This is a genomic window from Sphingobacteriales bacterium (assembly GCA_016700115.1).
Lineage (GTDB): Bacteria > Bacteroidota > Bacteroidia > Chitinophagales > UBA2359 > UBA2359.
Window position 1 is genome coordinate 3,986,506 of sequence record CP064999.1, and the last position, 22,125, is coordinate 4,008,630.

The window sequence follows — 22,125 nt, forward strand, 5'->3', positions numbered from 1 at the left end:
GGGGCTTTTTAGTTTCAGTACCAACAGTACGCTTAAATTGTAACGGGAAAAAGCAAACCATGGTTAACAACAATTTATTCTTCCAACAACCATTTTAGGCGTTTCATGGGTTTGGTTTCTACTTTCAGATCAAACCTGGTAATGGTATTGTCTTTAATATGCTGAACCGCCTCTTCAATAGAATCGGTGACCAAAACCAATTTTAAATCTTCTGGTGAAATGGTGCCTCGTTTGTGCATCATATCTATATGCTCCAGCAAGTCTTTGTGAAACTCACGTCCGTAAACTACAATCGGAAACTGACTTATTTTTCTGGTTTGGATCAAGGTTAAAGTTTCAAAAAATTCATCCAACGTGCCAAATCCACCGGGCATAATCACAAAAGCGTAAGAATATTTTACCAATAATACCTTGCGGATAAAAAAATACTTGATTGTTACCCATTTATCCAAGTAAGGATTATGCGTTTGTTCTTCCGGCAATTCGATATTACAACCTACCGAGCGCCCGCCAACTTCCTGTGCCCCGCGGTTTGATGCTTCCATAATTCCGGGACCTCCTCCGGTCATTATGGTAAAACCGAGTTTGGCAATTTCACCCGACAAAATACGGGCAGCCTCATAATATTCATGCCCTTCTTTAAATCGTGCAGACCCGAAAACCGTAACACAGGAGCCGACAAAGTGCAACGCCCGAAACCCTTTGATAAATTCCCATAATGTTTCGAGTGTAAACCATAGTTCCTGAAATCTTGATTGAGGGCCTTCCAAAAATTTGATTTCTTCTCTTCTCGATTTTTGTGCGTTCATGCTAAATCCATATTTGTAAATTAAAAAACATCAACCGGATGGGTTGGTAAAATAGTACAAAATCTAAAAACCTGCCTAATTTTATGGCTCAATCAAACCGGCTGATAAAAATTTAACTACTTATATCATTCAAAAATACGACTCAAAGTATGTCCACGACCACCGAACATCATATCCAAACACAAAAAACAGCGCGATACTACACCTATGGTCATTTAAGTCCGGATACTGTTGAAATCTGGTTTGTCCTGCATGGTTACGGGCAACTGGCGGCCGATTTTATCAAAAATTTTTCAGTGCTTAATCCCCAAAAGCATTATGTAATTGCTCCCGAAGCATTGTCGCGGTTTTACTGGAACGGATATCGGGGGAAAATTTCCGCTTCGTGGATGACAAGCGAAGACCGGCAATGTGAAATTGACGACTATATTGCCTATCTGAACCAGTTATATCATCATGTAACAGACAACCTGCCCGAAGGATGTAAACCAAACATCAATCTGTTGGGATTTTCACAAGGGGCAACTACCCTGTCACGATGGTTTGCAAATGGAAAATTGAAAGCGGACAAAGTAATTTTCTGGAGTGGTGATTTAGGACATGATATAGACTGGAAAAATGTAGCTTCGCTTTACACCCAAACCAAGGCTTTTTATATATATGGTATTCAGGACGAACTGATAAGTACCGAATATTTTCACGCACAAAAGCAAATATTAGAACAGCATCAGGTTAAAATTTCAATCGTAGAATTTGAAGGCAAACATGAAATTCCCGAAAACATCCTACTCAACCATTTTGTATCTTCAAATTAGCCTGAAAAATGCAATTGAAAAACAGAGTAACCTCACTTTTTGAGATACAATATCCCATCATACAGGCCGGAATGATTTGGTGTTCAGGCTGGGAACTTGCCTCGGCAGTCAGCAATGCCGGTGGATTGGGAATTATAGGAGCCGGCTCGATGTATCCGCATATTCTGGAAGAACATTTGGTCAAATGCAAATCAGCAACCGGTAAACCCTTTGCAGTCAATTTGCCCTTGTTATATCCCGATATCGAAAAACATATCGAGTTAATCATCAAACAAAAAGTTCCCATAGTTTTTACCTCAGCTGGAAATCCCAAAACATGGACAAGCACCCTTCAAAATGAAGGTATCAAAGTAGTTCATGTCGTTTCAAGTTCGCTGTTTGCACAAAAGGCCGAAGCAGCCGGGGTAAACGCCGTAGTAGCCGAAGGATTTGAAGCCGGAGGCCATAACGGACGCGAAGAAACAACCACTTTATGCCTGATTCCGATGGTTGTTAAGGCGGTCAAAATTCCGGTCATCGCCGCAGGAGGAATAGCAACCGGCCGGGCAATGTTGGCGGCCTTCGCCCTGGGAGCAGAAGCCGTTCAGATGGGAACCCGGTTTGTGGCTTCAATTGAATCTTCGGCGCACGAGGCTTTCAAACAGAAGGTCATTACAGCAAAAGAAGGGGATACTATGTTGGCAATGAAAAAAATAGTAGCCGTCAGGTTGCTAAAAAACGGGTTTTACCAACAAGTAGCCGAAGCCGAAGCAAGAGGCGCAGACTCCGCCGAATTAGCCGAATTGCTTGGAAGAGGACGGGCAAAAAAAGGAATGTTTGAAGGAAACTTAGACGAAGGGGAGTTAGAAATAGGTCAGATTGCTGCCATTTTAGACGATATTAAACCGGCATCGGCAATCATTCACGACATACTCTCAGAGTATAATACAGCTTTCACAGAACTTTGTAAACAAGGAGTTTTCAGTTTGGAAGCCCCCAATACTGGGTTTTAAAAATTGGTTGGTTGTTAAAATTTTTAATGCCAAAGTTACTTTTAAAATGGTCTGCTCTTTTTGTCCCTCAGAGTGCAAAAGGCATCTGCCACAATAAAATAGCAGAAGGAGTTTGTAGTTGATATTGATCTAAACAGAATGTCCAATTGGTATAACATTCAATCTCCCGAAGTTTACGAGGATCTCATAGATTTTCTTCTGCGAAAATCAGCGGTATCTGCGGGAAATATCTTTAACATTCAATTTAATCCTCAGCATTAGTAAATTAAAAAGGGTGTTAACTATTTGAAAAGTTAACACCCAAATTGAAAATCAAATAAAATGCAATCCGGTTAAACTACGGGTTCATCGGGCTTTTTTTCTTCAGATTCAGCAGATTCCGTTGTTGCTTCAGTTTCTTTTGTTGCATCGGCAACGTTTTCCTGCTCATCTTTTCCTTTGCCGATTAAATCGGAAAGGGCATGTTTTGCTTTGCTCAACATTTCTTCACCTTTCTCTAAAATACCGCCGACTTTTTCGTTCTGTTTCAGTTCGGCGTATTTATCCTCAACGGTGTCCTTTACCTTTTCGACTACATCTTCTACCTTGTCTTTTGCTTTTTCAAAAAACTGCTCACCTTTCTCTAAAATGCCGCCTACTTTTTCATTTTCTTTCAGTTCGGCATACTTGTCTTCGATGGAGTCTTTTGCTTTTTCGACCACATTGCCAACCGAAGTTTTTGCTTTATCAAAAAAGGCTTCTCCTTTATCCAAAGCATTACTTACTTTTTCGTTGCCTTTCAGTTCGGCATACTTGTCTTCAACCGTGTCTTTAACTTTTTCGACAACATCTTCTACCTTGTCCTTAGCTTTTTCAAAAAACTGCTCGCCTTTTTCAATAATACCGCCCACTTTTTCATTTTCTTTTAGCTCGGCATACTTGTCCTCCACTTTTTCTTTCACATCTTCTAAAATGTCGCCGGCTTTTTCTACCACATCGCTCACCGCGTTTTTCACTTTGTCAAACAAACCGCCTTCTTCTTTCTTGTCGTCTTGCGGCTCGTTGGTCTGGGGATTTTCGTTCTCTACCATAGAATAAAATTGGTTAGGGGTTAAAAATAGAAAATTAATAAATCTGAAATATAGAACAAAGATAACACAAAAAATGCTCAATATGTAAAGCCAGTTATAAACATAAATTAAAACACCATCTATTTCGCATTGGATGGGAACAAACTATATCCGCTTTTTGACAAGCTGTTCGCCACATAAATCGTCTTATCGTTTCCATTCAGAATAATTCGTTGCGTATCGTTTTTGGCTATGCTGACAATACCAGCACGATCATTTAAAATATCTTCACCGATAAAAACGATGCTGTTGTTTTGGTCATCATACATTTTAAGAGCAGCACCGGTGTCATTGCTTCTGAATTGCATTAGGTTATTCCCTTTCCGGTTGTTCAGTTGAATCAATCCCCCCTCCCCTCTCACTTCCGAACCAAGCGAAATCAACCTTTTTCCTTCATTGCTATACAAGGCAATTTCAGCAGCCGTTTCGCGGGGTTCCATCACCAAAATCGTTTTCCCCTGCGAGTTCACCAATTCAAATTTTTCAGCCTTGAGCACCGGCTCAACATCCGGAAACCCCGCAACCCCAAAAGCAGTAACCATAAAAAAAACAATCACCGCCAACATCAAATAATTTAAGCGTTGTAAATTCAAGACCTTTTTTTCTAAAAGCAAGATTTTGTTTTCCATAAAAAAGCAACTTTAAAAATTTAGAATTTCGGTAAAAACTCAAAAATAACCAGAGTTTGTCATAACAAAGTCAGGAAGCAAAAACAATTCACTGAAATTTGTAGAAATCTTTATTTATTTCAGAAAATTTCACATTTTTCGTTTTCAAACTTGGTATATTTGCCAATATTGAATGGAACAAATATCCGGCTTTGAAAATATTTTAGAAAAACACCTCCTGAAGAGGAACAGGAATGTATTCTTTTTTTATATTTGAGCGGGGAAATGGTTTTTAACTTTTTTTCAAGTAAAACAATAACACCGATGTTTTTTATCGGTAAGATTTTAATAAACCAGAAACATGCAACCTTCTATAAATATTGAAAATATAAAAACCTATTTAAAGACCCAACCTGTTAGAAAGGCCTGGCTTTTTGGTTCTTATGCCTCAGGAACAGCAGATGATAACAGCGATATTGACATATTGGTGGAACTTGATCATAGCCAACCCATAGGACTAAAGTTTGTAAGTATGTGGCTGGATTTGAAGGAAGTAACAAAAAAAGACGTTGATTTGTTGGCAGTAGGCGGTGTTTCTCCTTATATACAGCCCTACATTGATAAGCAAAAAGTATTGATTTATGAAAGATAATAAGTTGGGAGATAAAGCAAGGTTACAGCATATCTTCCAATCTATAAAAGAGATTAACAAATATACTGAAAGAACTGATTTTGAGATGTTTGAGCAAAACTCTATGTTGCATAATGCTTGCATTCGTCAATTAGAAATTATTGGAGAGGCTGCTAACAGATTAAGTCAAACTTTAAGAGAGAATTACGCAACATTGAGTTGGACACAAATTATTGGACTGAGAAATTTGCTAATTCACGAATATTTTGAAGTTAAACTGGAGATTATTTGGGAGATAATTCAATATGATTTACCCCCCTTGCAAATTGAGATTGAAACAATTTTAAAGGACCTGACAGAAGACGTTTAAAGCAAATGCCGGTTAATTATGACTAATCCATATTTCAGTGGCTTTTTAGTTTTTTTTAAATCGGGTGTAGGTTTAAACTTAAACCAAGCCGTATCAATCAACCGAATTGTTTTTCAAATCAAGTTTATCTAATCATATATGCACACAATAACTTTTACCTGCGAAACAATAACGCCGATGTTTTTAAGCGGAGCTGATGGTGTTACACCCGAACTGCGTGCTCCTTCTATTAAGGGGGCATTGCGGTTTTGGTGGAGGGCGATGAATGGGCATTTGAGTCTGGAGGAGTTAAAAAGACAAGAAGGGGAGATATTTGGAGATACAAGCAAACGGAGTTCAATCTTACTATATCCAATCAATATCCTTACTAAACAAGAAGATAGAATTTCAGGCACCCCTCATCATAGAAATGGTTATTGTAAAACTAATCGCAATAACTGTTTTTATAGAAATGGTGTGTGCGGAAAAAGTAAGTTGCAAAATGCGTTGTTTTACAACTTTAGCATGAAAGTGGGATTTAACATTAATAAAATTACAAACGAAGATATAATACGGCTTGTCAAAACCACTTTTTTATTGGGAGGTATTGGTAAAAGGGTACGAAGGGGATTTGGAAGTGTTCAAATTACTAAAATTGATAACGATGTTTGTTTCATTTCCAAAAATGAAATTGAGAATTTTTTATTAACGTTAAACCGAATAGAGAGTAATATAAACTATCCGTATTTCAAAAAAGTTGAAATTGGTAAGAAACACAATGATTACAACGAATTATTGGTTGCTATTGGAGAAACTACTCATGCACATGCAGATAACCATGGATCTATAGGCTTTGCAAAAGGGCAAGAACGATTTGCTTCACCTATTTATGTATCAGTTATTCGAGATGAAAATAGAAATTTGTATCCCATAATTACTACTTTGAATACAGCACCTAAAAGGCCTATTGAAAATTTAGGTCCACAGCAAAATTTTATTAATGCGCTAAAAAATAACTAATGCCACACTACCTATTCCTTTTCTCTATCGGCCCAGTACAATCGTTTATAGCTCAAGCCCGAAAAACACAGGATTTGTATGCTGGAAGTAGAATATTAAGCCTATTAGCAAAAGCAGGGCTTATTGCTGCAAATCCCAAAGAAATGATATTTCCAGGCAACATAAATGCAATTTCAATTCCTAACCGTTTTTTATGCATTATTGAAACAAATGATCCGAAAGAATTTGGGGGAAATGTGGAAAGAGCAGTAAGGAATGAGTGGAATAGAATTGCTGATACTGTATTAAGTACTAATGTTAAAGGAATAAAAGAACAGATAGATGGACATCTTGACCTAAACTGGGCTTTTCAAGATATAAGGCCCGATTATTCGGATTATAAGGAACAATATGATAAAATTGAACGCTTTTTGGGAGCAGTTAAAAATGCTCGTTCATTTACTCAATTTGAATATCAGGGCCAAATTGGAGAAAAAGGTCGGAAATGTATTCTTGACGGTGAGAGAAATGTGAAGTTTTACAGGCTAAGTGAAAATGAAACAGAAACTAATGTTTTGCATAGAAAGCTGTATGTTGATAGTGCCGAAGTTAAAATATTTGGAAATGCAGATGAAAACGTAATAACTTATTTAAAATTACAAGCAGGAGAAGGGTTAAGTGCTGTAAGTATGGCTAAACGGCTGTTTAAGGAAACTACCAGACCTAAAGAATTTGAATCAACAGCAGATATTGCTATAATGCACACCATTGAAGAAGTTAAAAAATATCCAGAAGGTGTAAAACTACTAGATGCCTTCAAATCTATTGGTGAAAAAATGAATGCACAACTTTATTATGAAGAAAATCATACCACACAGTATTACAATAAGCAAGGCATAAATACCGGCTGTTTGTCGGTATTAAGAGAAAAACAAAAAGAACTCAAGAAATTTGCAAAATCAAAGGGTTTAGAGCTAACAAAGTACTATGCTATTATAGATTTTGACGGTGATAATATGGGGAAATGGTTAAGTGGAACTTTTATAGATAATCCTGAAACAAATCTCAAAGATTTTCACAAGAAATTATCTGAACGATTAGCAGAATTTGCAAAAGAAGCAAAAATAATAGTAGATAAATACGGGCAAACTGTTTATGCGGGAGGCGATGATTTTTTAGGTTTTGTTAATTTGAACTATTTATTTTTAGCTTTGAAAGAACTTCGAAATAAGTTTACAGAAATAGTTAACAATAGTCTCAAAACTTTGGGTTATCTTAATTCCGAACTCAGTTTTTCAGCAGGTGTATGTATTGCTCACTACAAAGAACCGCTCGGTATAGTACTTGATAAAGCATCAGCAGCACAAAAAACCGCCAAAAATAAAGACAAAGGCAATCGAAATGCCTTTTGCATTGTAGCCTCAAAACATTCAGGCGAAAACCATGAAACATTTTTTAAGTGGGGAACTAGCTGCATAAATGTAGAAAACTTGGAACGAGTTAAAGACGAGTTAATCAAACCCAAACGCTTTTCTAATACATTTATTAAATCACTTGGTATTGAATTTTCAAGGTTAGCAGAAGAGGCAAAGTTGTTACCTAACAAAGACTTGCTTACGGAAGAGGTTTCACGCCTTTTAAAAAGGTCATTCATGGGTAAAAAAGAGGATAAAGAAAAAGAAAGCAAAGACTTTGCTGAAGTAATTATGAGTATTTACGACCAATCTAAAAGCTATACTAACTTTATAACTGCTTTGGATATCTCTGATTTTATTCACCGTTTACTAAGCTCCGATGAAGAAAAAGCAGTAGAAGAATTGCAACCACAAACTATCTAAAACAATTTCAAGATATGCCAGCAATACAGTTAGAAGCATTAGACACTCTATTTTTTAGGGATGGAAAACCATTCTCAATGGGTGAAGATACATTTGCCGAAGGGACTTTCCCTCCTTCACCAAGTGTTATATATGGTGCTTTACGCACTGCATATATTTCTCAAAATTTGAACAAAAATAAGAAAACGATAGAAGACTTGATTACTGAAACAGAGGGAATTGTGATTACAAATATTGCCTTTGATTTTGATGGACAATTTCGCTATCCAATGCCCTTAGATTTTGTTGAACGAAAAGAAAAAGAAAACCAAGCAGTATGTTTAAGTTTGGTCGAAAATATTTTTTCTGGTTTAGACTTGCCCTACCTATGTGTTGCAAACGAACATGTAGAACAAATTAGTGATGGGGTGTTTCAAAAAGCACAATTAGGCGACTATTTAGATGGGAATACAGCACATCGTTGTGAAATTGATAAGTGGTCTTCATTTCTTACTTTGGAACCAAAAGTTGGTAATCGTCGCAACAACAATACCCGCTCAACAAGCGACGATGATGGAAATGTTTATCGTGTAGGTATGCGCCGTTTAGAAAACTATGCCGGCAAACAGCTAAAAATACTTGTTGATTACTGTTTTAAAGAAAAAACCATTCATACGGCATTATTTCGCTTTGGGGCAGAAGGCAAAGCAGCTAAGGCAACTATAAATATTGAGATTCCTAATATACAAGCTGAACAAGCTTCAGAAAAACATTTTAAAATCCTATTACAAACACCTGCTTTTTTTGATAATTGCAGCGAACCCTATTTGAAATGGTTTGAAGATTTAGGTTTTGAAGTAAAATTATTAACTAAAGTTGTTGGAAAACCGATTACAATTGGGGGGTGGAACTTAAAAGACGAACACGGAAACCAAAGCCCTAAACCTTTAATGTCCGCTACTCCGGCAGGAAGTGTGTTTTATTACGAAATTGTCAATGAAAAGACTGTTCAAGAATTATTAACTAAAAGTCAATCTAAATATTCGATTAGTGACCAAAGACAAAAAGAAGGCTTTGGATTGTATAAGATTGCAAACCTAAATTTTAACCCTATACAGCTATGATAAAAGTAATTACAACAGTCGGCACTTCTCTTTTTACCAATTACAGGCGTAAAGAAGTACAAAAGTATTGGGAAAATGAAGCGAATATAAATCCCCAAATTAATAATTACAATGTTGAAACCGATTACAAAAATCTGCTTAAAGAGAACCTCCAATATACGAGCCGAAGCGAAAGTGCAATAAAAACAGCCATTGAAAATTATTGGCTAAAAGATATTTTAACCAATATTGATATTAATGGAGATTTGCAGTGCATAAAAGCCAAAGGCTTAAATCATCAATGTTGTGCTGAAGTACAAACACTACTTGCTATTGCCCAACATAAAGACTATAAAGACAAAGATTTAGAGGTGCATCTTTTGTGTACCGACACAACATTGTCAAGATTGGCAGCAGAGATTATTGCTGGGATTGATTTTAATCCAATAGCCAAAATTAAATTTGCTGATTATAGTGATGATAAGAAATATTTTGCTGTAGATAGTTTGCAAGTAAAAGATGCAAAGAAATTTGAGGATACAGGGTTTTTAAAGTTAGTTGAACAGGTTAAGTCCATTAAAGGAGGAAATAACGATGTGATTTTAAATATTTCCGGTGGATACAAAGCACTAATACCGCCTCTAACTTTATTAGCACAATTAGAGGAAATCCCATTGTATTATATTTACGAAGACAGCGGAGAGTTGATTGAAACCGGAAACTTGCCAATTAATTTTGATTGGGGTGTTATAGAGCAATACACTGCCTATTTACACAATCAAAGTAAAAGAAATAAGGCAGATGCTGATATAATAGACGAAATGCGTAAGCTCAAATTAGTTAGACCAGATAGTAATGAATTAAGCATTATTGGCAAGCTAATAGCTGAATATTCAAAACAAGCAAGCCCATTTACCCAAACTATTTTTGGATATTTGGTTGAGTATAAATTAGATGAATATTATGCAGCTGTATATGGACGCGAAAAAGTACAACATGGCGTTAAATTTGGCGAAATGAAAGGATCAGAAGACATTGATATTTTCATAAAACCAGCAGAAAACAAATTTATCACAATGGAGGTAAAACATGCAGGATTTGTGCTAGATAATGAGGAACAAATGAAAAAGATTACCAAAAATCTTATTCATAGAGCAACGCAAGCTAAAAATAGCGGACAAGGAGAAATACAAGAAATTTGGTTAATGCTTTATAGCTATTCAAATGACAAAAACCCAAGTTTTGAATTAACCGAATCGCAAAAAAGAACCTTAGAAGAGGTAAATAATGCAATAAAAGAAGATGAAGTTTGCAAAAATGCTCCATTTAAAGCCAAGCATTTCTATATTAATTCAAATGAGCTAAGAGACGAGTCCCACATCTATCAAACATTCATTAAATCCACTTTAAAAGAACAAAAAATAATAGGCATCTACGATAGTCAATAATTTTAAAAATCAAATTAATATGTTCCAAACATCAAAACCTTTGTTTTTCATCTGCGAAACACCACTTCATGCAGGTAGTGGCAGCGACCTTGGCATTATAGATTTGCCAATTCAGCGCGAAAAACACACAAGTTTTCCCAAAATTGAGAGTTCATCTCTCAAGGGTGCCATTCGGGAAGCTTTTGAAGGCGTGTTTATCAAAAAAGCAACTGCTGAATTAGACAACGACAAGGAGAATGAAGATTTTAAACAAGCACATAAAAGAGCTAAAAACAGAAAACATAAAATTGTAGAAGCTCTTTTTGGCCCTGAAGATGCCAATAATGATGCCCACATGGGTGCATTGGGGTTTTCAGATGCCCGTTTATTGCTCTTTCCTGTAAAAAGCATGAAAGGCGTTTTTGCATGGATTACTTGCCCCAAAACATTACGGCAATTTGAACGGGACATGAAAATAAGCAATATCCATTTCACAATTACCGGCATTCCCAATGATCCGGAAGATGGCAAGTGTATCTACCTTAATAATGATAGCAAAGTAACACTTGGCAACAATAACGCCAAGTCTATTCTTTTGGAAGAATATGCATTTAGCGCAACGCTTAACGACCAAATTATGGTAACAGACAGAGAGAATGGTAATCAATACCAACTCAATGCGTGGTTAGCATCAAGTGTGTCTAACGAAAATTTTTTCCAAAATAAAATGAATGAAGACATTGTGATACTTTCTAACAATGATTTCAAAGATTTTGTTAATTTGAGTACAGATGTAATTACCCGAACAGCCATAGACAACGACAAAGGAACGGTAAAACCCGGTGCGCTTTTTACGGAAGAATTTTTACCTGCCGAAAGTGTGCTTTATACTTTGGTAATGGCATCGCCTATATTTCAAAATGAAGACAAGAAGAATGGTCTTGTTAGCCAATTAGAGCAAGGCTCAAATGAAGCCGAAAAGGTTCTAAATACTTTTAATATAAATCTGCCTTCTGTAATCCAAATAGGTGGCGGTGCTACATTAGGAAAAGGAATTGTAAGAACTAAAATTATTTAACACTAAAAAAAGTACTATGCCAAACATAACAACCTGCCGTGGTATTGAACAAAAAAGAGCTGATTATGCTTTTGAATGTGCTTTAGAAGCTAAAAATTCAACCGATTCCCCATTGCAAATAGGCAATGATTTTTATAAATCAAAAAATTACAAATCTTATGCTAAAAAAATCCCAATGCTTGTAAAAAGTAATGGGCTTGGAGCTTCTTTTGCTTTTATTTTATCAAAAAAAGGAAAAGAAAAAAGAGAAAACAATCAAACCTTTGCTCCTGGCACTCAAAGAAATCCCAAAAATGCCTACGACTTAATTTATAAACAGACCTCTGATTGGATTAATTCGAAATACTCATTCACGGGTGATTTTAGTGAATTTATTATTACTCGGAACTCCAACGAATATCGAACCATTACTAATGAAGTAATCGCTTTATTCACTTGGTTACGCCGCTTTGCTGAAGGATTGATTGAAGGAGAAGAAGAACAGGAGGATTAGTAGTTATGAGAAACGGAAGATTAAAAATCAGAGAAAATCGTAAAATTGAACTTAAGGTTAACGGAAAAGACCAGAATAATATCAAAGAGTTTGACTTTTCATCGCTATCTCACGGCACTTATGATTGTGAAGTTGATTTAGTTGGAGGTAATCCTGTCCGTATTGTTGTCAATGGAAAAGAAATACCAAAAAATGTTGATGTTGTTCAGCAAAAAGTAGAAAAGAAAAAAAAGCGTGACAACGAAATTGCCGACCAAAAAGAACAAGAAAAACAACAACGTGAACAAAAAGTTAATATATCTAAAATCTCCCAAAACCAAAACAATATGAATTTGGCTGATAGTTTTAACCGTTCAAAAACTCGTGTTCCAAGCGATGTCCGTAGTTTAACTACTTTAACATCTATTGATAATTTTGCATTAAAATTGTATAAAGGTGCGAGATATGAATCCGAAACACAAAAATTCTATTTTTATAATCCAAGACTAATTCAAAAAAAAATAGGTGCTGAAAATAGAACTCTTGTTGATGTCTTTGAAATTCGCCATAACAACTACGGATTAGATGAGAGAATTGGGAAAATCGCAAAACAACATAAAGAAAGCGCTCGATTGCTTTTTGATTTAGAGGGATGCCTTGAAGTCAAAAACTTCAAACCTGATTGGCGAGTCATAGTCGGTTTAGGAACGGATAGTATTTACGAAACAGGTATAACGTTACACCATATTTACGGTTTTCCCTACATACCAGCAAGTTCAATAAAGGGTATAACAAACCATTATGCTCAAGACCAAGGCTTTGATTTGGTACAAAGTGGCTCAAAACAATGGTATGATGATATTTTTGGCAATACTAAACAAAAAGGTAAAATAACCTTTTTTGATGCCATGCCCTTAACTCCCCCACAATTAAAACCCGATATAATGAATGTACATTTTCCTGATTATTATGGAAGTGGGAGTAAACCACCTACTGATACCCAATCACCTCGACCAATATTGTTTTTAACGGTAGAAAATACCGAATTTCAATTTATGATAGGTTGCAAAGAAGCTAACAAAGAACTATTGAAAATTGCTCTTAGTTGGCTTGAAACGGCACTAACCGAAAAAGGCATCGGCGCAAAAACCGCCGTAGGTTACGGCTACATGAAAGAACCCTAAAAAGCATCGCAAAACAACAAGCCCGAAAAGCCGGATTATAGGTATTTATACTGTCCTTCAAAAAAAACCTAAAAAGATGAATACCACAATAACTGTCATAATTGAACATGATTTGGACTCGGGTTACTATGCCTATTGTCCCGATTTTGAAGGTTGCCAAACACAAGGCGATACTTTGGGAGATGTTATTCAAAATATACGTGAAGCAGCAGAATTATATTTAGAAACACTCACAGACGAGGAAAAAGAACAACTATATCAAAAAAGGATATATACTACAACCTTAGCCCTTTAAAGAATATGCTCAAGTTGCCGGTCCTATCAGCAAAGAAGCAGAAGCCTTATTGCTGAATGCTGGTTTTGTCTTCATAAAAAGCAAGGGTAACCACTAATTTTATCACAAAGATAAAACATTAATGGTTATTCCGTTTCATGGTTCTAAGGTGCTTCATCCTAAAATTGTAAAACAAGTTTTAAATATTATTGCCAAATAATAACCGGGTTTGTACAGTTTGTAATTAAGTGGCGGAGAGTTAATGCCAAAACGAAAACTGTTTAGAAAAAGCGGCACCGTTTTATTGAAATTAAAAACCCATAGTCCCAACAACCTTTTTATGCAAAACTACCTCACCCAATTCCTCCATGACCTGAAAGGGGCACAAAATAATAAGCCCGTAAAACCGAATTACAAGGTTTTGTACCCTGACCATCCGGCTAATGACCCAGAGTATGAAGGACATTTGGATTACATTATGGAATGGGAAATGGGACCGCAATATGATGCCGATGATTTGTTTGGCATTTCGGTAGATGCCTTTCCACCGGCAGAGCGGCTTACGGAATCACAACAGCAAAGTTTGGTAGAGGCTATTCTGGAACTATGGCAGGCATTTAATATCGTTGCCGATTATCCGGATGAAGTGCCGGTAACAGCCCTTTACAATGCGCTTGTAAACCGATGGAAGGGAGAACCTTTTCAATACATATCGGAAGGCACTCTTCATCTTGAATTTTGCCATTATGAACCGGAAGAATGTCCTTGGGGGTTGGAGTATTGCACTTGTAAAGAGTTGCATGCTAAATGGGAAAATGGCGACCCTTACAAAATGACTCCCGAAGAAGAAGCACATTGGGAAAAAGGATTACAACCCGGTGGTGGCTGGATTAACCCCGATTTGTTGGACGATGATGGCAATTTCGACCCCAATAAATTGCTATCTTTAGATGAAGATGACAACCCGAACTCGCTGCCGTTTTAATTGCTTAGCCAATTGTTACAAATAAACCAAGCTGCATTATTGATTTTGTTTAATGTGTTTTACTAACCCCATATTCAAACCCATGAAAGAACAACTCATACAAAATCTTCGTCGGTTAGGTGCTTTTTGGAGTTATGCGCCCGAAGCCAACATTTCCGATGAAGTGTTGATTGAGGAGGCCTTGCGTTGGGGGGATGTTGAAGAGTTGCTAACTTTATTCAAACTCTACCCTTTAAAACATATTAGAAATGTGTGGCGAGAAAAAATGATACCCGACGAACGGATTTACAGGCACAATTTTTATTTGGCTGCTATATTTTTCAATATCGAAAATCCAAAACGATACATTCTGTCACTTCAAAAAAAGTATAACCGCTATGAACGGCTTGTCAAACTTACTTCCTAATACTGAAAAGGTGTTGCGACGATTAGCAACTCTACCTGAACTACAAGAGTTTACTTTTGTAGGCGGTTCAGCATTGACGGTTTACTTAGCGCATCGGTTGAGCGAAGATATTGACCTATTTTCATGGAACAAAGACTTGCCGAGTGTGCAAATACAAACTGCAATTCAAAATTGCGGCTTTACTGATTTTAGAATCGTAAATTTGTCGCCACAACAAGCCGATTTTGTGATTGAGGGTGTGAAAGTAACTTTTTTTGCAAACGGATGGGATGAACTAAAAAGCAGACAACATTTGTTTGATTATTTATACATTGCCGAATTGCCTACTTTGGCAATAATGAAAGTGAACACTTTGTTTTTGAGGGCAAAATATCGGGATTATTACGACCTATATGAACTTCACTGCACACGCTTCACACTCAGTGAATTGTTTGAAATGACAACTACAAAAATGAAAAACCTAAGTAAAGCTTTGTTTCAACGAGCCTTGGTTTTTACAGATGACATAACAGACGAGAATATTCAGCATTTAAAGCCCAAGCAAAACGTATCTTTACCACAAATCTCCAAACATTTTCAACAACAACTTAAAATTTGGAACAAAACAAAATCCTAAACAATTACCATGTCAAAAATAGAACGAGTACCTGTTGATTCCTCAATGATTTATGCTGTTGGGTATGATGCTGAAAGCCAAACCCTTTATGCCGAATTTAACTCCGGAAAAATTTATGCTTATGAAGAAGTTGAACCGGACGTATTTGAAGAACTGCTTGAATCTGATTCAAAGGGGCGTTTTATGCGCAATTGTATTATAGGTTGCTATCCTGACTATCAAGTCAGTAGAGGAAAAGGTGGATTTAAATGGTAAGTTTTGTACTATACTGTTTGCTCCTTAATTGATTTAATTTTTCTAATCTGCTTTTGACATTTATCTCCCATCTTTCCCCCATGCCCCAAACCCTCCAAATCAACATCATCTCCGAGCAAACCATTCCCAATATCCTATTTATCAAACAGTTTGAAGGGGAAACAAACAACTATATCTTTGTTTCAACAAAAAAAATGAACCGTGAAGGGCAATTGCAGAATATTATTGATGTTTGTCAAATTCAGCAAGGAAAATATCGGGTGATTACGGTAAATGAAGAATCATTGGCTGATGTAGAAACTCAATTAGAAACTTTACATCTTTCTCGAGATGACCGGTACACTGTGAATATAACCGGTGGTACGAAAATCATGTCGTTGGGAGTGTATAAGCATTTTGTAAGTTTTTCAACTGTTGAGATTTACTATATTCCCGTATTTTCACAAAAAGTGATGCAAATTTTTCCCGAAAAACGCGAAATTATCTTATCCACAGAACTTAATTTATTCGATTACTTAAGTGCTTATGGAGTAGCCATTTTGTCGGAAGAAAAAACGGAAAGTTGGAAATCAAAGTTTAATGAATGTTCATTATTAATGTCTGAAATCAAAGGGTCAAACACTCCACCCGAAAGAATAGTGAATGCTGCACAGCCATATTATTCAGGGTTAGATAAGAGATTTTTGACCGGCTTATGGTTAGAGATTTGGCTTGCTTTAACAATACAAAATCAGTTCAAAATTCCTGATACACATATTAGCTTCAATGTAAAACTTACTCGAGCAAGAATTGAAGATGGCGAATCTACGGAGTACGATGTAGTATATGTAATAAAAAACAGATTATACATTGGTGAATGTAAATATTTTCCTGCCGGATTTAATAAACAAAAAATAAATAAAGACTGGTATAAGTTAGCAGGATTACAATTGCAAATGGGACTGCATGCTACTCCATTTCTTGTAACTGCCAATGCAATACCCAGAACTTTGCAGAATTACCTTCAAATCAGTCATAAAATTTTCCGAATTAAAGGTTTTGCCGGCATCGAAATACTTGCTGATAAAAACAGAACGTCCGAATTTCTTAACAAACTATTATAGTTTCTCCCATGCTGCTAAATCTTTCCAACCACCCTTCAGCCAACTGGAGTGCAGAACAAACTGAAGCCGCCATATCGAATTGGGGAAGCGTAGAAGATATGCCTTTCCCCCAAATCCCTCCAGAATGGGAAACTTATGAAGTTGAGCAGTTGGTGGAAGAATACTATGTTAAAATTACCAAACTATACCCAATGGCTGTTCACTTAATGGGTGAACTAACGTTTTGCTTTGCTTTGGTGGCAAAATTGCAACAGGCAGGCATCTCCTGCGTTGCTGCTACAACCTTGCGCAATACCATTGATAAGCCGGACGGCACTAAGATTGCTAATTTCCGTTTTATAAAGTTTAGAAGTTTCTCTGATTTGAGCGTAAGGTAAAAATGCGTCAGTTTTATATAAGGAGTAAAGCAGACTTTATTTTTCTGGTTCACAATTTTCGCAAGAATCTGGATCTTTAACTCCTACAGGGTAAGTAGTAACAAGTTTTGATACATCATCGCAAATGGCGAAAATTGCAAGCACTTTATCATACGATTTTGTTTTCGCCTCAATAGCATAAGTAGGGCATTGACTATCGTTAGATGTGGTTTTTGAATGATTTAATTCCCCATTTCTTAAAACTTCGAGAATATCCTCCTTTGAGATATTGCGACATTCCATCCGACAAAGCGCATGTTTTGTATAGATAATGTTACTTTGTAAAATTTTATCTTTTATTTCCTGGGTTTGGCTTTTTCCTTGTGTTGATTTCTTTGATTCAATTTTGTTGTAAACCCAAAATGCTATCGTGATTGCAAAAACTAATAGAATTATTTTCCCAAACCTATAGGTTAAGTATTTTATAAACCCGGTTTCACCAGCCATTTTAATTGGTTTAACATGTTATAAAATTGTGAATCAGAATCTTTATCTTTAGCATAAAAGCAAATTGAAAAAGCAAACCGATAGCTAATATTATCTGCATTTGGAACAAGACGGTGGGTCATTCGACCCCATTGGATAGACGGTTGTTAGTTTTGTTCCATCATTACAAACAACAAAAACAGCGATCACCAATTCATAAGCAGGGGTACTCCAACCGAAAGCATAAGATGGACAAGGTTTGGCGTTAAGATCTGATTTTTTAGAGGCGAATTTACCTCTTCTGAGTATTTCGTTGACCTCATCCTTTGAGATATTGCGACATTCCATCCGGCAAAGTGCAAAATCAGTATAAACAAAGTTGCTTTGCTTGATTTTTTCCTTAATCTCGGAAATAGAAGTTGTTTTATAAACCGGTTTAGAAGTTGTGTTTGGTTGTGCAGATACATCCTTCTTTTTTGTAAGAATAAATTGATAAGCCAATATTGCCAATACAATAGCGGCTACAATTCCAATAAACATTCCTACCCTATTATTGAAGTATTTTGAAAAACCCGAATCTTCTGCCATAACTTTTTTTTCTTCTTTAACTTTGGATTATCTACTCTTCATTGAGTAGTCTTTGAAAAATTTTTTGCAAAATATTTTTTTGTTTTACAAACAAGTTCTACTTTGGCGGCGTAAAGATACAACAAGCCAAAAGTAAATTTATGTTTACCTCTTTATTTGCATACTATTACTATTATTACTTACAATCAGTAGGGGTAATATGAATTTGTACGAAGTAAAGTAAGTTTAACTTTAATCTTTTAAAAAGCCCCGACAAAAAAGATGTCGGGGCTTTTTGTTTTTTATTAAAATGGATTATCCTATAAACACCTGGTTATGATAATTTCACCGGCTAAGAGATTAAGCAATGTTGACGAGTACTATTTTTCAAGTAAACTTGCCGAAATAAGACAAATGAACCAACGCGGTTTAGATGTTATCAATCTTGGCATTGGAAGTCCTGATTTACCTCCTCATCTGGATGTTATACAGAACTTGGTAACAGCTTCGGAACAACCATCAAACCATTCCTATCAGAGTTATACGGGAATTGATGAATTAAGAACGGCTATGTCAGACTGGTACAGAGACATGTATCATGTTTCTTTGAATCCCAATGGTGAGATACTTCCTTTAATTGGTTCAAAAGAAGGGATCATACATATTTCCATGGCCTTTTTAAATCCTGGTGATGGGGTATTGGTTCCTAATCCGGGATATCCGACATATGCCTCGGTTTCAAAGTTGGTTCATGCCCGTTTATTACCTTATATGCTTGATGAAAACAATAACTGGGAACCCGATTGGGAACAATTGGAAAGCATGGATTTGAGCGGGGTAAAACTGATGTGGGTGAATTATCCAAACATGCCTACCGGAGCAAAGGCAACTTTAGAATTGTTTGAACGACTGGTTTCGTTTGCCAACAAACATCAAATCTTAGTTGTAAATGACAATCCATATAGTTTAATACTTAATGGAGCACCTCTCAGCATTTTACAAATTTCCGGGGCAAAAGATGTGGCAATAGAATTAAACTCACTAAGCAAATCGCATCACCTTGCAGGTTGGCGGGTTGGAATGTTATTGGGGCGTTCAGATTATCTTCAATGCGTTTTGCAGGTAAAAAGCAATGTAGATTCCGGAATGTTTTTAGGAATACAAAAAGCTGCTGCTTTTGCGCTGCGTCATTGCAGAGAAAAATGGTTTGCTGAAATCAATTCATTCTATCAGGACAGATTGGTTCTTGCCAAAGAAATAGGCAAACTTTTAAACTGTAAAATTCCGGCTGAAAGTAATGGGTTATTTTTATGGATGAAAGCTCCCGAAAGCGTAAAGGACTTAGCAGCATGGTCGGATAAAATGCTGAATGAAAACAGGGTGTTTATTACTCCCGGAATGGTTTTTGGAAGTGCCGGTTCCCGATACCTTCGATTGTCATTATGTTGTCCTGAACACAGATTTAAAGAAGCGATAGAAAGGTTAAAAGGTTAAACTCATGTTTTTTTAAATTAGGATTTGCAATTGAAAATTAAATTGACATGATAGTATCAGTAATTGGGTTGGGTTTAATAGGAGGATCGGTCTCACTTGATTTAAAAGCACGGGGATTTACCAATAAAATCATTGGATATGATGCCAATGAAGGTCATGCGAGGCTTGCCGTTAAACGCGGAATTGCCGATGAAACTGTGCAATCTATAAATGAATCAGTGCAACAGGCAAATCTGGTAATTTTAGCAGTTCCGGTAAAGGAAATCATCAAGTTGTTGCCGGAGGTATTAGATGTTGCAGGAACTACAAAAGTAGTCCTAGATATGGGTTCAACGAAACAAGAAATTGTCAATAGTGTAAAGGATCATCCAAACAGGATTAGTTTTGTAGCGACCCATCCAATGGCAGGAACGGAATTTTCAGGTCCTTCGGCGGCAATCTACAACCTCTTTGACAGAAAAGTTGCTATAATTTGTAATAAAGAACATAGTCATCCCGATTCCATTTCGATAGTTGAGAGCATGTACCATACGCTCAATATGCCCATCGTATATATGGATGCCCATGAGCACGATCTGCATACAGCATATATTTCTCATATATCCCATATCACTTCCTTTGCTTTGGCAAATACCGTATTAATAAAAGAGAAAAGTGTATCGAATATCTTTCACCTTGCAAGCGGAGGGTTTTCTTCTACAGTAAGGCTGGCTAAAAGTTCTCCAAATACCTGGGTTCAGATTTTTGAACAAAACCGGCAACATGTGCTTGAAGTGCTCGATGCATATATTGGTATTTTAAACAAGTGGAAATTGCATTTGAGCCGTGGAGAATTTGAGGAGGTCTATCATCTAATGGAAGAGGCGAATGAAATCGGTAAAATTTTGAACAAATAATCTGAAAGTGGAAGAAAACAGGAAATCTTTAAAATTCTAAATTATGTTTTTTGCCTTTTGACATCTAATTCTGTTTATTAAGACGGACAGAAAAAATTTAAGTGAAAATAATTTATTCATTCAACGTTCCCAAATATCATGACAACAATTAAAAATGTGGGATTAGAACAATGGAATATCGGAGTTGAACTTGGAAAACCTCTGTTTATTTCGGGGCCTTGTAGTGCAGAGACAGAAGAGCAGGTATTGGAAACCTGTATTCGATTAGCAAAAAAACCGTTGGTTCATATTTTGAGAGCGGGAATTTGGAAACCCCGAACCCGTCCCAATAGTTTTGAAGGAGTGGGCAGTATAGGACTTCAATGGTTAAAAGAAGCGGGAAAAGAAACCGGACTACCGGTTTGCACCGAAGTGGCTAATGCCAAACATGTTTATGAAGCGTTGAGAATGGGGATAGATATACTTTGGATTGGAGCGCGAACAACCGTAAATCCTTTTGCAGTTCAGGAGATTGCCGATGCTTTGGTTGGAGTTGATATACCGGTAATGGTAAAAAACCCGGTAAATCCTGATCTTGAATTATGGATTGGTGCTTTGGAACGGTTGAACTATGCCGGAATTTTCAAATTGGCTGCAATTCACCGGGGATTTTCCACTTACGGAAAACATAAATACAGGAATCGCCCTCAATGGGAGATTCCTATTGAATTGATGCGGAGATTTCCGGATTTACCCATTATTTGCGACCCCAGCCATATCTGTGGTACCCGAGAGTATCTGTCAGATATTGCACAAAAGGCGATGGACCTGAACTTTACCGGTTTAATGATTGAATCGCATATTAACCCGAGTAAGGCTTTGAGTGATGCCGAACAACAATTGGTTCCTGAAATGTATCATCAGTTGATTGAAGGGTTAGTAATGAGATCATCTACCAGTGCAGACCAAACTTTTCTGCATAATCTGGAAGAGTTGCGCGAAATTATCAACGAATTTGATGACAAAATCATTGAGTTAATCGGACAACGAATGAATGTTTCCAAACAAATCGGACGTTTTAAAAAGGCTACCGGCATCACCATACTCCAAAGTGCAAGATGGGACGAAATTATCCATACCCGTTGCGAACATGGATTGAAAGTCGGGCTAAGTTTAGAGTTTACCGAAGCCCTTTACAATGCCATCCACAAAGAATCTATCCAACATCAGGCAAGTGTCATGTACGACAAATAGTCTCTGAACTTTTTATTTAAACTGCCATAAAAAAACCCTGTCTTTATCTCTTTTAAGGGAA

Annotated in this window: 26 protein-coding genes; 21 read left to right on the forward strand and 5 right to left on the reverse strand. The window is 36.6% G+C overall.

Annotated features, from left to right (window positions below; translation table 11 throughout):
- Positions 1–74 precede the first annotated feature (74 nt).
- Positions 75–809 carry a TIGR00730 family Rossman fold protein gene (locus IPM47_14065; GenBank protein ID QQS27989.1) on the reverse strand — a complete coding sequence of 245 codons (735 nt, stop codon included), beginning with the start codon at positions 807–809 and terminating at the stop codon, positions 75–77.
- 149 nt (positions 810–958) lie between these two features.
- Between IPM47_14065 and IPM47_14070 the strand changes: the two genes are divergently transcribed.
- Positions 959–1,624, forward strand: a complete 666-nt coding sequence (locus IPM47_14070; protein QQS27990.1) for a hypothetical protein — start codon at positions 959–961, stop codon at positions 1,622–1,624.
- Positions 1,625–1,632: 8 nt separating this feature from the next.
- Positions 1,633–2,616, forward strand: coding sequence for a nitronate monooxygenase (locus IPM47_14075; GenBank protein ID QQS27991.1), 984 nt, complete (start codon positions 1,633–1,635; stop codon positions 2,614–2,616).
- A gap of 332 nt (positions 2,617–2,948) precedes the next feature.
- Here IPM47_14075 and IPM47_14080 read toward each other — a convergent pair whose 3' ends face one another.
- Positions 2,949–3,686 carry a hypothetical protein gene (locus IPM47_14080; protein ID QQS27992.1) on the reverse strand — a complete coding sequence of 246 codons (738 nt, stop codon included), beginning with the start codon at positions 3,684–3,686 and terminating at the stop codon, positions 2,949–2,951.
- Between the two features lie 119 nt (positions 3,687–3,805).
- On the reverse strand, positions 3,806–4,354 hold the full coding sequence (locus tag IPM47_14085; protein QQS27993.1) for a hypothetical protein: 549 nt from the start codon (positions 4,352–4,354) through the stop codon (positions 3,806–3,808).
- Between the two features lie 340 nt (positions 4,355–4,694).
- On the opposite strand from IPM47_14085, the gene IPM47_14090 reads away from it, so the two are divergent.
- The 16 genes from IPM47_14090 (at position 4,695) to IPM47_14165 (ending at position 17,409) form a co-directional block, all read left to right on the forward strand.
- A complete protein-coding gene (locus tag IPM47_14090; GenBank protein ID QQS27994.1) occupies positions 4,695–4,985 on the forward strand; it encodes a nucleotidyltransferase domain-containing protein in 291 nt (96 codons plus the stop codon).
- Positions 4,975–5,334: a DUF86 domain-containing protein gene (locus IPM47_14095; GenBank protein QQS27995.1), complete on the forward strand. Its 360-nt coding sequence runs from the start codon at positions 4,975–4,977 to the stop codon at positions 5,332–5,334. Before IPM47_14090 ends, IPM47_14095 begins: the two co-directional genes overlap by 11 nt.
- 177 nt (positions 5,335–5,511) lie before the next feature.
- Entirely contained in the window at positions 5,512–6,333 is an 822-nt protein-coding gene (gene cmr1 / locus IPM47_14100) for a type III-B CRISPR module RAMP protein Cmr1 (GenBank protein QQS27996.1), read from the forward strand.
- Positions 6,333–8,150, forward strand: a complete 1,818-nt coding sequence (cas10, locus tag IPM47_14105) for a type III-B CRISPR-associated protein Cas10/Cmr2 (protein ID QQS27997.1) — start codon at positions 6,333–6,335, stop codon at positions 8,148–8,150. Before cmr1 ends, cas10 begins: the two co-directional genes overlap by 1 nt.
- A 14-nt stretch (positions 8,151–8,164) precedes the next feature.
- Complete coding sequence (locus IPM47_14110; GenBank protein ID QQS27998.1) at positions 8,165–9,253, forward strand: hypothetical protein; 1,089 nt, start codon at positions 8,165–8,167, stop codon at positions 9,251–9,253.
- Positions 9,250–10,680, forward strand: a complete 1,431-nt coding sequence (locus IPM47_14115) for a hypothetical protein (GenBank protein ID QQS27999.1) — start codon at positions 9,250–9,252, stop codon at positions 10,678–10,680. Before IPM47_14110 ends, IPM47_14115 begins: the two co-directional genes overlap by 4 nt.
- 19 nt (positions 10,681–10,699) lie before the next feature.
- Positions 10,700–11,737, forward strand: coding sequence for a type III-B CRISPR module RAMP protein Cmr4 (gene cmr4 / locus IPM47_14120; GenBank protein QQS28000.1), 1,038 nt, complete (start codon positions 10,700–10,702; stop codon positions 11,735–11,737).
- A 16-nt stretch (positions 11,738–11,753) separates the two neighbouring features.
- On the forward strand, positions 11,754–12,230 hold the full coding sequence (cmr5, locus tag IPM47_14125; GenBank protein ID QQS28001.1) for a type III-B CRISPR module-associated protein Cmr5: 477 nt from the start codon (positions 11,754–11,756) through the stop codon (positions 12,228–12,230).
- 5 nt (positions 12,231–12,235) lie between these two features.
- Positions 12,236–13,393, forward strand: coding sequence for a type III-B CRISPR module RAMP protein Cmr6 (gene cmr6, locus IPM47_14130; GenBank protein ID QQS28002.1), 1,158 nt, complete (start codon positions 12,236–12,238; stop codon positions 13,391–13,393).
- 76 nt (positions 13,394–13,469) lie between these two features.
- Positions 13,470–13,688 (forward strand): type II toxin-antitoxin system HicB family antitoxin, encoded by a 219-nt coding sequence (locus IPM47_14135; GenBank protein QQS28003.1) that lies wholly within the window; start codon positions 13,470–13,472, stop codon positions 13,686–13,688.
- A 319-nt stretch (positions 13,689–14,007) separates the two neighbouring features.
- Positions 14,008–14,652 carry a hypothetical protein gene (locus IPM47_14140; protein QQS28004.1) on the forward strand — a complete coding sequence of 215 codons (645 nt, stop codon included), beginning with the start codon at positions 14,008–14,010 and terminating at the stop codon, positions 14,650–14,652.
- An 82-nt stretch (positions 14,653–14,734) separates the two neighbouring features.
- Positions 14,735–15,058, forward strand: coding sequence for a hypothetical protein (locus IPM47_14145; GenBank protein QQS28005.1), 324 nt, complete (start codon positions 14,735–14,737; stop codon positions 15,056–15,058).
- Complete coding sequence (locus tag IPM47_14150) at positions 15,030–15,674, forward strand: nucleotidyl transferase AbiEii/AbiGii toxin family protein (GenBank protein ID QQS28006.1); 645 nt, start codon at positions 15,030–15,032, stop codon at positions 15,672–15,674. The genes IPM47_14145 and IPM47_14150 overlap by 29 nt, the downstream gene beginning before the upstream one ends.
- 9 nt (positions 15,675–15,683) lie before the next feature.
- The gene (locus tag IPM47_14155; GenBank protein ID QQS28007.1) at positions 15,684–15,929 is read left to right on the forward strand and encodes a KTSC domain-containing protein; all 246 of its coding nucleotides are present in this window, start codon (positions 15,684–15,686) and stop codon (positions 15,927–15,929) included.
- Positions 15,930–16,009: 80 nt separating this feature from the next.
- Positions 16,010–17,032 (forward strand): DUF1887 family protein, encoded by a 1,023-nt coding sequence (locus IPM47_14160; protein QQS28008.1) that lies wholly within the window; start codon positions 16,010–16,012, stop codon positions 17,030–17,032.
- Between the two features lie 8 nt (positions 17,033–17,040).
- Positions 17,041–17,409 carry a CRISPR-associated protein gene (locus IPM47_14165; protein ID QQS28009.1) on the forward strand — a complete coding sequence of 123 codons (369 nt, stop codon included), beginning with the start codon at positions 17,041–17,043 and terminating at the stop codon, positions 17,407–17,409.
- A 36-nt stretch (positions 17,410–17,445) separates the two neighbouring features.
- On the opposite strand, the gene IPM47_14170 is transcribed toward IPM47_14165, so the two are convergent.
- Entirely contained in the window at positions 17,446–17,895 is a 450-nt protein-coding gene (locus IPM47_14170; protein ID QQS28010.1) for a DUF4258 domain-containing protein, read from the reverse strand.
- Positions 17,896–17,985: 90 nt separating this feature from the next.
- On the reverse strand, positions 17,986–18,462 hold the full coding sequence (locus tag IPM47_14175; GenBank protein QQS28011.1) for a DUF4258 domain-containing protein: 477 nt from the start codon (positions 18,460–18,462) through the stop codon (positions 17,986–17,988).
- A 315-nt stretch (positions 18,463–18,777) separates the two neighbouring features.
- On the opposite strand from IPM47_14175, the gene IPM47_14180 reads away from it, so the two are divergent.
- From IPM47_14180 to IPM47_14190, 3 genes are all read left to right on the forward strand, one after another.
- Positions 18,778–19,935 (forward strand): aminotransferase class I/II-fold pyridoxal phosphate-dependent enzyme, encoded by a 1,158-nt coding sequence (locus tag IPM47_14180; GenBank protein QQS28012.1) that lies wholly within the window; start codon positions 18,778–18,780, stop codon positions 19,933–19,935.
- Between the two features lie 47 nt (positions 19,936–19,982).
- Positions 19,983–20,831, forward strand: a complete 849-nt coding sequence (locus IPM47_14185; GenBank protein ID QQS28013.1) for a prephenate dehydrogenase — start codon at positions 19,983–19,985, stop codon at positions 20,829–20,831.
- 138 nt (positions 20,832–20,969) lie between these two features.
- Positions 20,970–22,064 carry a bifunctional 3-deoxy-7-phosphoheptulonate synthase/chorismate mutase type II gene (locus tag IPM47_14190; GenBank protein ID QQS28014.1) on the forward strand — a complete coding sequence of 365 codons (1,095 nt, stop codon included), beginning with the start codon at positions 20,970–20,972 and terminating at the stop codon, positions 22,062–22,064.
- Positions 22,065–22,125 lie beyond the last annotated feature (61 nt).

What these genes read in the sequence shown, in the direction of transcription:
- IPM47_14065 (QQS27989.1), bottom strand. Translation starts at nt 809, where the DNA reads ATGAACGCACAAAAATCGAGAAGAGAAGAAATCAAATTTTTGGAAGGC.
- IPM47_14070 (QQS27990.1), top strand. Translation starts at nt 959, where the DNA reads ATGTCCACGACCACCGAACATCATATCCAAACACAAAAAACAGCGCGA.
- IPM47_14075 (QQS27991.1), top strand. Translation starts at nt 1,633, where the DNA reads ATGCAATTGAAAAACAGAGTAACCTCACTTTTTGAGATACAATATCCC.
- IPM47_14080 (QQS27992.1), bottom strand. Translation starts at nt 3,686, where the DNA reads ATGGTAGAGAACGAAAATCCCCAGACCAACGAGCCGCAAGACGACAAG.
- IPM47_14085 (QQS27993.1), bottom strand. Translation starts at nt 4,354, where the DNA reads ATGGAAAACAAAATCTTGCTTTTAGAAAAAAAGGTCTTGAATTTACAA.
- IPM47_14090 (QQS27994.1), top strand. Translation starts at nt 4,695, where the DNA reads ATGCAACCTTCTATAAATATTGAAAATATAAAAACCTATTTAAAGACC.
- IPM47_14095 (QQS27995.1), top strand. Translation starts at nt 4,975, where the DNA reads ATGAAAGATAATAAGTTGGGAGATAAAGCAAGGTTACAGCATATCTTC.
- cmr1 (QQS27996.1), top strand. Translation starts at nt 5,512, where the DNA reads ATGTTTTTAAGCGGAGCTGATGGTGTTACACCCGAACTGCGTGCTCCT.
- cas10 (QQS27997.1), top strand. Translation starts at nt 6,333, where the DNA reads ATGCCACACTACCTATTCCTTTTCTCTATCGGCCCAGTACAATCGTTT.
- IPM47_14110 (QQS27998.1), top strand. Translation starts at nt 8,165, where the DNA reads ATGCCAGCAATACAGTTAGAAGCATTAGACACTCTATTTTTTAGGGAT.
- IPM47_14115 (QQS27999.1), top strand. Translation starts at nt 9,250, where the DNA reads ATGATAAAAGTAATTACAACAGTCGGCACTTCTCTTTTTACCAATTAC.
- cmr4 (QQS28000.1), top strand. Translation starts at nt 10,700, where the DNA reads ATGTTCCAAACATCAAAACCTTTGTTTTTCATCTGCGAAACACCACTT.
- cmr5 (QQS28001.1), top strand. Translation starts at nt 11,754, where the DNA reads ATGCCAAACATAACAACCTGCCGTGGTATTGAACAAAAAAGAGCTGAT.
- cmr6 (QQS28002.1), top strand. Translation starts at nt 12,236, where the DNA reads ATGAGAAACGGAAGATTAAAAATCAGAGAAAATCGTAAAATTGAACTT.
- IPM47_14135 (QQS28003.1), top strand. Translation starts at nt 13,470, where the DNA reads ATGAATACCACAATAACTGTCATAATTGAACATGATTTGGACTCGGGT.
- IPM47_14140 (QQS28004.1), top strand. Translation starts at nt 14,008, where the DNA reads ATGCAAAACTACCTCACCCAATTCCTCCATGACCTGAAAGGGGCACAA.
- IPM47_14145 (QQS28005.1), top strand. Translation starts at nt 14,735, where the DNA reads ATGAAAGAACAACTCATACAAAATCTTCGTCGGTTAGGTGCTTTTTGG.
- IPM47_14150 (QQS28006.1), top strand. Translation starts at nt 15,030, where the DNA reads ATGAACGGCTTGTCAAACTTACTTCCTAATACTGAAAAGGTGTTGCGA.
- IPM47_14155 (QQS28007.1), top strand. Translation starts at nt 15,684, where the DNA reads ATGTCAAAAATAGAACGAGTACCTGTTGATTCCTCAATGATTTATGCT.
- IPM47_14160 (QQS28008.1), top strand. Translation starts at nt 16,010, where the DNA reads ATGCCCCAAACCCTCCAAATCAACATCATCTCCGAGCAAACCATTCCC.
- IPM47_14165 (QQS28009.1), top strand. Translation starts at nt 17,041, where the DNA reads ATGCTGCTAAATCTTTCCAACCACCCTTCAGCCAACTGGAGTGCAGAA.
- IPM47_14170 (QQS28010.1), bottom strand. Translation starts at nt 17,895, where the DNA reads ATGGCTGGTGAAACCGGGTTTATAAAATACTTAACCTATAGGTTTGGG.
- IPM47_14175 (QQS28011.1), bottom strand. Translation starts at nt 18,462, where the DNA reads ATGGCAGAAGATTCGGGTTTTTCAAAATACTTCAATAATAGGGTAGGA.
- IPM47_14180 (QQS28012.1), top strand. Translation starts at nt 18,778, where the DNA reads ATGATAATTTCACCGGCTAAGAGATTAAGCAATGTTGACGAGTACTAT.
- IPM47_14185 (QQS28013.1), top strand. Translation starts at nt 19,983, where the DNA reads ATGATAGTATCAGTAATTGGGTTGGGTTTAATAGGAGGATCGGTCTCA.
- IPM47_14190 (QQS28014.1), top strand. Translation starts at nt 20,970, where the DNA reads ATGACAACAATTAAAAATGTGGGATTAGAACAATGGAATATCGGAGTT.